The organism is Streptomyces sp. Z26 (assembly GCF_003665095.1).
GTDB lineage: Bacteria > Actinomycetota > Actinomycetes > Streptomycetales > Streptomycetaceae > Streptomyces > Streptomyces phytohabitans.
On the sequence record NZ_RCHV01000002.1, the window covers coordinates 5,198,507 to 5,207,500 of the forward strand.

At 71.4% G+C, this 8,994-nt stretch carries 9 protein-coding genes (1 of these 9 running past the window's edge); 7 read left to right on the top strand and 2 right to left on the bottom strand.

Translation table 11 applies throughout. The features are described from left to right. The first annotated feature begins 401 nt into the window (after window positions 1–401). The 4 genes from D7M15_RS22675 (at window position 402) to D7M15_RS22690 (ending at window position 5,392) form a co-directional block, all read left to right on the top strand. Window positions 402–2,630, top strand: coding sequence for a polyribonucleotide nucleotidyltransferase (locus tag D7M15_RS22675; protein WP_121519180.1), 2,229 nt, complete (start codon window positions 402–404; stop codon window positions 2,628–2,630). Further along, complete coding sequence (locus D7M15_RS22680; protein WP_121519181.1) at window positions 2,627–4,030, top strand: pitrilysin family protein; 1,404 nt, start codon at window positions 2,627–2,629, stop codon at window positions 4,028–4,030. The genes D7M15_RS22675 and D7M15_RS22680 overlap by 4 nt, the downstream gene beginning before the upstream one ends. A 110-nt stretch (window positions 4,031–4,140) precedes the next feature. Beyond that, a complete protein-coding gene (gene dapB / locus D7M15_RS22685) occupies window positions 4,141–4,944 on the top strand; it encodes a 4-hydroxy-tetrahydrodipicolinate reductase (RefSeq protein ID WP_121521251.1) in 804 nt (267 codons plus the stop codon). A 1-nt stretch (window position 4,945) separates the two neighbouring features. Further along, window positions 4,946–5,392: a tetratricopeptide repeat protein gene (locus D7M15_RS22690; RefSeq protein WP_121519182.1), complete on the top strand. Its 447-nt coding sequence runs from the start codon at window positions 4,946–4,948 to the stop codon at window positions 5,390–5,392. A gap of 37 nt (window positions 5,393–5,429) precedes the next feature. On the opposite strand, the gene D7M15_RS22695 is transcribed toward D7M15_RS22690, so the two are convergent. Next, a complete protein-coding gene (locus D7M15_RS22695; protein ID WP_121519183.1) occupies window positions 5,430–6,014 on the bottom strand; it encodes a hypothetical protein in 585 nt (194 codons plus the stop codon). Between the two features lie 131 nt (window positions 6,015–6,145). After that, entirely contained in the window at window positions 6,146–6,385 is a 240-nt protein-coding gene (locus D7M15_RS22700; protein ID WP_121519184.1) for a hypothetical protein, read from the bottom strand. Between the two features lie 261 nt (window positions 6,386–6,646). Between D7M15_RS22700 and thyX the strand changes: the two genes are divergently transcribed. From thyX to D7M15_RS22715, 3 genes are all read left to right on the top strand, one after another. Continuing rightward, the gene (thyX, locus tag D7M15_RS22705; RefSeq protein WP_240649715.1) at window positions 6,647–7,339 is read left to right on the top strand and encodes an FAD-dependent thymidylate synthase; all 693 of its coding nucleotides are present in this window, start codon (window positions 6,647–6,649) and stop codon (window positions 7,337–7,339) included. A gap of 163 nt (window positions 7,340–7,502) precedes the next feature. Next, complete coding sequence (gene dapA / locus D7M15_RS22710) at window positions 7,503–8,402, top strand: 4-hydroxy-tetrahydrodipicolinate synthase (protein ID WP_121519186.1); 900 nt, start codon at window positions 7,503–7,505, stop codon at window positions 8,400–8,402. A gap of 108 nt (window positions 8,403–8,510) precedes the next feature. Next, on the top strand, window positions 8,511–8,994 hold the 5' end (the start) of the coding sequence (locus D7M15_RS22715; RefSeq protein WP_121519187.1) for a ribonuclease J. It continues 1,202 nt past the right edge of the window; 484 of the gene's 1,686 nt are visible here — the first part of the coding sequence; it begins with the start codon at window positions 8,511–8,513; the stop codon falls past the right edge of the window.

The window sequence follows — 8,994 nt, forward strand, 5'->3', positions numbered from 1 at the left end:
GAACGGAGAGGGAGCGGTCCCGCGTACGACGGGGCCGCTCCCTTCGCCGTATCTCGCCCGGTGTGGAACCTTTGTAGGGTGGTTCCACGACGGCGCGTGCGGCACGGCTCCGGGCCGCACGGCGTCCACGTCCGCGGACGTGGACACGGGCGCCGGACGAGCGGCCGCACGTACGGGCCGCGGCGCGCACGAGGCGCGCGGACGAGTACGACCAGCAGTCGAGCACACCAGTACAGAGCACGAGGCGGGCGCACCCGCACGACGCCGGTCCTCGGTAGTGGCTCCCGGACACAGACACGGTTCCGGGTGCTTCGATCGAAGACCGGCACCGCAGGGGTGCGCTCCGCCACCGACGGTCCGCCGCCACACGGGTGGTGGACGCAGACGAGGAGATATCCCGAGTGGAGAACGAGACCCACTACGCCGAAGCCGTCATCGACAACGGTTCCTTCGGCACCCGCACCATCCGCTTCGAGACGGGCCGGCTGGCCAGGCAGGCCGCCGGATCCGCCGTAGCGTACCTGGACGACGACACCATGGTGCTGTCGGCCACCACCGCCTCCAAGAACCCCAAGGACCAGCTCGACTTCTTCCCCCTCACGGTGGACGTCGAGGAGCGGATGTACTCCGCGGGCAAGATCCCCGGTTCCTTCTTCCGCCGCGAGGGCCGCCCCAGCGAGGACGCGATCCTCACCTGTCGGCTGATCGACCGGCCGCTGCGCCCCTCGTTCAAGAAGGGCCTGCGGAACGAGATCCAGGTCGTCGAGACGATCATGGCGCTGAACCCGGACCACCTGTACGACGTGGTCGCCATCAACGCCGCCTCCTGCTCCACCCAGCTCGCCGGGCTGCCCTTCTCCGGGCCCATCGGCGGCACCCGCGTCGCGCTGATCAGCGGCCAGTGGGTGGCGTTCCCGACGCACACGGAGCTGGAGGACGCCGTCTTCGACATGGTCGTCGCCGGCCGTGTGCTGCCCGACGGCGACGTCGCGGTGATGATGGTCGAGGCCGAGGCCACCGAGAAGACCATCGAGCTGGTCAAGGGCGGTGCGGAGGCCCCCACGGAGGAGGTCGTCGCCGCCGGTCTGGACGCCGCCAAGCCGTTCATCAAGGCCCTCTGCAAGGCGCAGGCCGACCTGGCCGCCAAGGCCGCCAAGCCCACCGGCGAGTTCCCGATCTTCCTGGACTACCAGGACGACGTGCTCGACGCGCTGAGCGCCGCCGTACGCGACGAGCTGGCCCAGGCGCTCACCATCGCCGGCAAGCAGGAGCGCGAGGCCGAGCTGGACCGCGTCAAGGGACTGGCGGCCGAGAAGCTGCTGCCGCAGTTCGAGGGGCGCGAGAAGGAGATCTCCGCGGCGTACCGCTCGCTGACCAAGTCCCTGGTCCGTGAGCGCGTCATCAAGGAGAAGAAGCGCATCGACGGCCGCGGCGTCACGGACATCCGTACGCTCGCCGCCGAGGTCGAGGCCATCCCGCGGGTGCACGGCTCCGCGCTGTTCGAGCGCGGCGAGACCCAGATCCTGGGTGTCACCACGCTGAACATGCTCCGCATGGAGCAGCAGCTGGACACCCTCTCGCCGGTGACCCGCAAGCGCTACATGCACAACTACAACTTCCCGCCGTACTCCACCGGTGAGACCGGCCGCGTCGGCTCCCCGAAGCGCCGCGAGATCGGCCACGGCGCCCTCGCGGAGCGCGCCATCGTGCCGGTGCTGCCCGCGCGCGAGGAGTTCCCGTACGCCATCCGGCAGGTGTCGGAGGCGCTCGGCTCCAACGGCTCCACGTCCATGGGCTCCGTCTGCGCCTCCACCATGTCGCTGCTGAACGCGGGTGTGCCGCTGAAGGCGCCCGTCGCCGGCATCGCCATGGGCCTGATCTCGCAGGAGATCGACGGCGAGACGCACTACGTGACGCTCACCGACATCCTCGGCGCCGAGGACGCGTTCGGCGACATGGACTTCAAGGTCGCGGGCACCCGCCAGTTCGTCACGGCGCTCCAGCTCGACACCAAGCTCGACGGCATCCCCGCCTCCGTGCTCGGCGCCGCGCTGAAGCAGGCCCGCGACGCGCGGCTGCACATCCTCGACGTGATGAACGAGGCGATCGACGTTCCGGACGAGATGTCCCCGAACGCGCCCCGCATCATCACGGTGAAGATCCCGGTGGACAAGATCGGTGAGGTCATCGGCCCCAAGGGCAAGATGATCAACCAGATCCAGGAGGACACCGGCGCCGACATCTCCATCGAGGACGACGGCACCATCTACATCGGCGCCTCCGACGGCCCCGCCGCCGACGCCGCCCGCAACACGATCAACGGCATCGCCAACCCGACGATGCCCGAGGTCGGCGAGCGGTACCTGGGCACGGTCGTGAAGACCACCACCTTCGGTGCCTTCGTCTCGCTCCTCCCGGGCAAGGACGGCCTGCTGCACATCTCCCAGATCCGCAAGCTCGCCGGTGGCAAGCGCGTGGAGAACGTGGAGGACGTGCTCGGCGTCGGCCAGAAGGTCCAGGTCGAGATCGCGGAGATCGACCAGCGCGGCAAGCTGTCGCTGATCCCGGTCGTCGAGGACGAGGACGGCGACTCCGCCGACGGCGACGAGAAGGACTCCGCCTCCTCGTGACACGTACGCCCCGTACGACGACGGCCCGCCACTCCGCTGAGAGGCGGGCCGTCGCCCGTACCCACGCACCGGCCACGGCCGCCGTCGGCGGCGAACCCGTCCGCCGGACCGTCCTCCCCGGAGGGCTCCGCGTCCTCACGGAACGGGTGCCCACCGTCCGTTCCGTCACGTTCGGCATCTGGGCCCGGGTCGGCTCCCGCGACGAGACGCCCGCCCTCAACGGCGCCACCCACTACCTCGAACACCTGCTGTTCAAGGGCACGGAGCGGCGTTCCGCGCTGGACATCTCGGCGGCCGTGGACGCCGTCGGCGGGGAGATGAACGCCTTCACCGCGAAGGAGTTCACCTGCTACTACGCGCGGGTCCTCGACTCCGACCTGCCGCTCGCCATCGACGTCGTCTGCGACATGCTCACCGGCTCCGTCATCGACCCGTCCGAGGTCGAGTCCGAGCGCGGGGTCATCCTCGAGGAGATCGCGATGACGGAGGACGACCCCGGGGACTGCGTGCACGACCTGTTCGCCGCCACCATGTTCGGCGACTCCCCGCTGGGCAGGCCCGTCCTGGGCACCGTCGACACCGTCAACGCCCTCACCCGCGACCGCATCGCCCGCTTCTACCGCAGGCACTACGACCCCACGCACCTGGTCGTCACCGCCGCGGGCAACGTCGACCACGACACGGTCGTACGGGAGGTGCACGCCGCCTTCGCCCGCGCGGGCGCGCTGCCCGGCCCGGACGCGGCCCCCGGTACGGGGGACGCCGCCGAGCCGGTGGGGCCGCGCGGCGGCACCCGCGCCGTACGGGCCAGCGGACGCGTCGACGTCGTGGACCGGCGTACGGAGCAGGCGCACGTGGTGCTCGGCCTCCCCGGCCTCTCCCGCAACGACGAACGCCGGTGGGCGCTCGGCGTGCTCAGTACGGCGCTGGGCGGCGGCATGAGTTCGCGGCTGTTCCAGGAGATCCGGGAGAAGCGGGGCCTCGCGTACAGCACGTACGCGTACACCTCCGGCTTCGCGGACTGCGGCCTCTTCGGCGTCTACGCGGGCTGCCGCCCGGCCCAGGTGCCGGACGTCGTGCGGATCTGCCGCGACGAACTCGACCGGGTCGTCCGGCACGGCCTCACCGACGAGGAGGTACGGCGGTCCGTCGGCCAGCTGTCCGGCTCGACGGTCCTCGGCCTGGAGGACACCGGCGCCCTCATGCACCGCATGGGCAAGAGCGAACTGTGCTGGGGCGAGCAGCTGTCCGTGGACGACCTGCTCGCGCGGATCGCCGCGGTCACCCCGGACGACGTCCGCGCGGTGGCGCGCGACGTGCTGGGGGCCCGGCCGTCGCTGTCGGCGCTCGGGCCGTTCACCGACCGGCAGGAGTCCCGGCTGCGCGAGGCGCTCGCCTGACGCCCGTGGCACGGCGGCGGTCGGTGGAGCGGTCAGCAGAGCAACCGGCGGAGCAGCAACCGGCGCGGCACGTGGCCCGCGTCGGCGACGAGAAGCGGAAGGAGCACGGGATGGGCGAGCGGATCAGGGTGGCGGTCCTGGGCGCGCAGGGGCGCATGGGCAGCGAGGCCGTCCGGGCGGTGGAGGCCGCGGACGACATGGAACTGTCGGCGGCGGTCGACCGCGACGACAGCCTCGACGCCCTCACCGAGGCGGGCACCGACGTCGCGGTGGACCTCACCCACCCCGAAGCGGTCCTCGGCAACCTGGAGTTCTGCGTACGCAACGGCATCCACGGCGTCGTCGGCACCACCGGCTGGACGGCGGAACGCCTCGACCGGCTGCGCGGCTGGCTCGCCGGGTCGCCGGGCACGGGCGTGCTGATCGCCCCCAACTTCGGCATCGGCGCCGTCCTCACCATGCGTTTCGCGCGGGAGGCCGCGCGGTTCTTCGAGTCCGCCGAGGTCGTCGAGCTGCACCACCCGAACAAGGCCGACGCCCCCAGCGGCACCGCCGTACGCACCGCGCAGCTCGTCGCGGAGGCCCGGCGCGAGGCCGGGCTTCCGCCGCAGCCCGACGCGACCAGCACCGCGCTGGACGGGGCGCGCGGCGCGGACGTCGACGGGGTCCCCGTGCACGCCGTACGGCTGCGGGGGCTCGTCGCGCACCAGGAGGTGCTGTTCGGGGACGAGGGCGAGACGCTGACGATCCGGCACGACTCCATGAACCGGGGCTCGTTCATGCCGGGCGTGCTCCTCGGCGTACGGCGGATCGGCGCGACGCCGGGGCTGACCGTCGGTCTGGAGCACTTCCTGTTCGACGGGTCGGACGCCGCGGGGGCCGGTGCGGTGGCGCCGGAGGCGGGGAACGGCTGACGTGCGCGCCCGGCTCACGTACTGCGCGCTGGCGGCCGTCCTCGTCGTGTACTTCGTGCTGGTCGGCAGCCGCGGGGTGCTCCTGATCCGGCAGGGCACGCTCCTCACCGTGCCCTTCGGCATCGCCGTCCTGGTGCTGCCGGGGATCGGTGCCTGGTTCCTCTGGCAGACCACCCGCTTCGCCCGTCGCGCGAACCGGCTGGCCCGCGAGCTGGAGGCCGAAGGCGGCCTGCCGGTCGACGAGTTGGAGCGTACGCCGAGCGGGCGCGTCGACCGGGCGTCGGCGGACGCGGTGTTCGCGAAGCGGCGGGCGGAGACGGAGGAGAGCCCGCGCGACTGGCGGAGCTGGTTCCGGCTGGCGGTGGCGTACTACGACGCGCGTGACACCCCGCGTGCCCGCAAGGCGATGCAGCGCGCCATCGCGCTGCACGCGGCCGAGCGGCCCTGACCACGGCGGGGGCGGCGACGGGCCTCGGCCGGGACGGTCACGCCCCGCGCGACTCGTCGTGCCACGCCTCTATGACGTCGGCCGCCTGCTCGAAGGCGGGGACGCGGTTCAGGAAGTCGGCGTTGTGGTCGGTCAGCAGCGTCCGCAGCGGCTCACCTTCCGCCGTCGGGCCCGCGGCCCCGGCCCGTACGACGACCAGCGCCTGACCCTGCACGGTGCGCGGCAGACCGAGCCACCGTACGGGCTGCTGCGCGGTCCGTACGGCGGCGACCTCGCGCCACGGCAGCGTCACGGTGGAGAACAGGCCGGTCTGCCGCAGCCCGTGGGCGCTGACCCAGACGCCCACGCGCAGCAGCCGCAGGGCGAGCGTGATCACGACGGCGGACAGCACGGCGCAGACGGCCGCGGCCGGGTACGCGCCCGCGAAGGCGATGATGACGGTGGATATCAGCAGGTACGAGGAGAGCAGCAGGATCAGCGCGCCTCCGGCGACCCGCCAGGGCCCGGGGCGGTACGGCCGACGCCACTCGTCGCGTTCCTCGAACGGCTGCGGTGCCTCCCCGGAGTGCGCCGCGGGGTCGGCGTCCTGCTCACGGTCGGCCGTCAGGAAGGTCAGGGGCACGGCGGGTCCTCGATCACGGGGGCTGTGGTGTCGGTGTGCCCGGTGAGATTAGCGAGGTGCGGCGGGAGCGACCACCCCTGGGGCCTCCCGCGGGCCCTCCCGCCGTTCGTACGGGAGGGCCTGAGGGGGCGTCAGCGGTTCTCGCCGGCCGCCTGCTTGCTGTGCCCCGACTGCGTCTCCTGGTCGAGTGCCGGAAGACCCATCAGCAGGGATCCGAACAACCCGGACGTGATCGTCAGGCTGAACAGGACGGCGCCCGCTCTCCGACGGGCGTCGGGACGCGGCTTGGGGGGCGGGGTGACGTTGCTGCGGAACCGGTCGGCTTCGGCGACGAAGCTGAAGGGCACGGGCTCTCCGCGGCGCGGGGACATGCTTGTGACTCCTGTGGATAGTTCTGGGCTGTATCAGGAACAACGCGTCAGCTCCCGGATTGGTGCCCGGTCGGGGCAACTTGTGAGAAGGAATTCGGGAGGCGGCGTCGATTCATCCCCAAGGGTCTCCTTTGCGGGCTGGGCGACCCGCTGTCGTGGGCGGCCCGTAGGCTGAACGCCGCCCGCCCCGCACGTACGTGGAAGGAACCGCCGGTGACCCGCCCCGACACCCCCGCCCCGACCCCCCGCTTCCGCAGCGACATGACGGTCGAGCTGGTCAAGCACAGCGCCTCCGACACCGACGTGCTGTGGGCGGCGCGGGTCTCGACCGCGGGGGAGCAGTCCCTGGAGGAGCTGGGCAAGGACCCGGAGCGATCCAAGGGCCTGATCAACTACCTGATGCGGGACCGCCACGGCAGCCCCTTCGAGCACAACTCCATGACCTTCCTCGTCAGCGCGCCGCTGTTCGTCTTCCGCGAGTTCCACCGGCACCGCGTCGGCTGGTCGTACAACGAGGAGTCCGGCCGCTACCGCCGCCTCGACCCCGTCTTCTACGTCCCCGACACCTCGCGCAGGCTCGTCCAGAAGGGCCGCCCCGGCAAGTACGTCTTCGTCGAGGGCACCCCCGCCCAGCACGAGCTGGTCAGCAGCGCGATGGCGGACTCGTACCGGCAGTCGTACGCCGCGTACGAGGAGATGCTCGCCGCCGGTGTCGCCCGCGAGGTGGCGCGCGCGGTGCTGCCCGTCGGGCTGTACTCCTCGATGTACGCGACGTGCAACGCCCGTTCGCTCATGCACTTCCTCGGCCTCCGCACCCAGCACGAGGACGCGCGTACGCCCTCCTTCCCGCAGCGGGAGATCGAGATGGTCGCGGAGGGGATGGAGGAGCAGTGGGCGAAGCTGATGCCCCTCACCTACGCCGCGTTCAACGCCAACGGGCGCACGGCCCCGTGACGCCCCTCTTCGCCGGTGTCCGTATTGCGACATTTCGGGAAGTTCATCTAGGCTGATTGAACGGTCCCGGCACTGTCTGAACCCCCGAGCAGGCAGTGCCGGGCTCCGTGTCGGGCGGCCCCGAGGGAGCGACCGACCGCTGGCTGCGAGTAGCGTGGGACCCATGCCTCCGACCTCCACACCGCAGACGCCCTTCGGGCGGGTCCTGACCGCGATGGTCACGCCGTTCACCGCGGACGGCGCGCTTGATCTCGACGGCGTGCAGCAGCTCGCCGCCCACCTGGTCGACGCCGGGAACGACGGTCTGGTCGTCAACGGCACCACCGGTGAGTCCCCGACCACCAGCGACGCGGAGAAAGCCCGCGTCGTACGCGCCGTGGTGGAGGCCGTCGGCGACCGCGCGCACGTGGTGGCCGGAGCGGGCACGAACGACACGGCGCACAGCCTGGAGCTGGCCCGCGCCGCCGAACAGGCGGGCGCGCACGGACTGCTCGCGGTCACGCCGTACTACAACAAGCCCCCGCAGGAGGGCCTCTACCGGCACTTCACCGCGATCGCGGACGCGACCGGACTGCCGGTTATGCTGTACGACATCCCCGGCCGCAGCGGCGTACCGATCAACACGGAGACGCTCGTACGGCTCGCGGAGCACCCCCGCATCGTCGCGAACAAGGACGCCAAGGGCGACCTCGGACGCGCCAGCTGGGCCATCGCGACGAGCGGCCTGGCCTGGTACAGCGGGGACGACATGCTCAACCTGCCGCTCCTCTCGGTCGGCGCGATCGGCTACGTGTCGGTGGTCGGCCACCTCGTCACCCCTGAGCTGCGCGCCATGCTCGAAGCACACGTGAGTGGCGACGTCGTCAAGGCGACGGAGATCCACCAGAAGCTGCTGCCCGTCTTCACCGGGATGTTCCGCACCCAGGGCGTCATCACGGCCAAGGGCGCGCTCGCGCTCAAGGGGCTGCCGTCCGGGCCGCTGCGGATGCCGCTGGTCGAGCTGTCGCCGGAGGAGACCGAGCAGCTCAAGCACGACCTGGCAGTCGGCGGAGTGCAGCTCTGACCCCAGACTTCACAACTGAATACCGACACACAACTGCAAGTGAACGAAGATCGCTCGCGCCACGTGACCGCTCACCGGTCGCGTGGCGTGCGTGGTGAGGAGAGTCTTTTGAGTCATCCGCATCCCGAGCTGGGCTCCCCGCCGAAGCTCCCCGAGGGTGGCCTGCGCGTCACCCCGCTCGGCGGCCTGGGCGAGATCGGCCGCAACATGACGGTGTTCGAGTACGGCGGCAGGCTGCTGATCGTCGACTGCGGCGTCCTCTTCCCGGAGGAGGAGCAGCCCGGCATCGACCTGATCCTTCCGGACTTCACGTCCGTACGGGACCGCCTGGACGACATCGACGGCATCGTGCTGACGCACGGCCACGAGGACCACATCGGCGGCATCCCGTACCTGCTCCGCGAGAAGCCGGACATCCCGCTGATCGGCTCCAAGCTCACGCTGGCCCTCATCGAGGCCAAGCTCCAGGAGCACCGCATCAGGCCGTACACGCTGGAGGTCCACGCGGGCCACCGGGAACGCATCGGGCCGTTCGACTGCGAGTTCGTCGCCGTCAACCACTCCATCCCCGACGCGCTGGCCGTCGCCATCC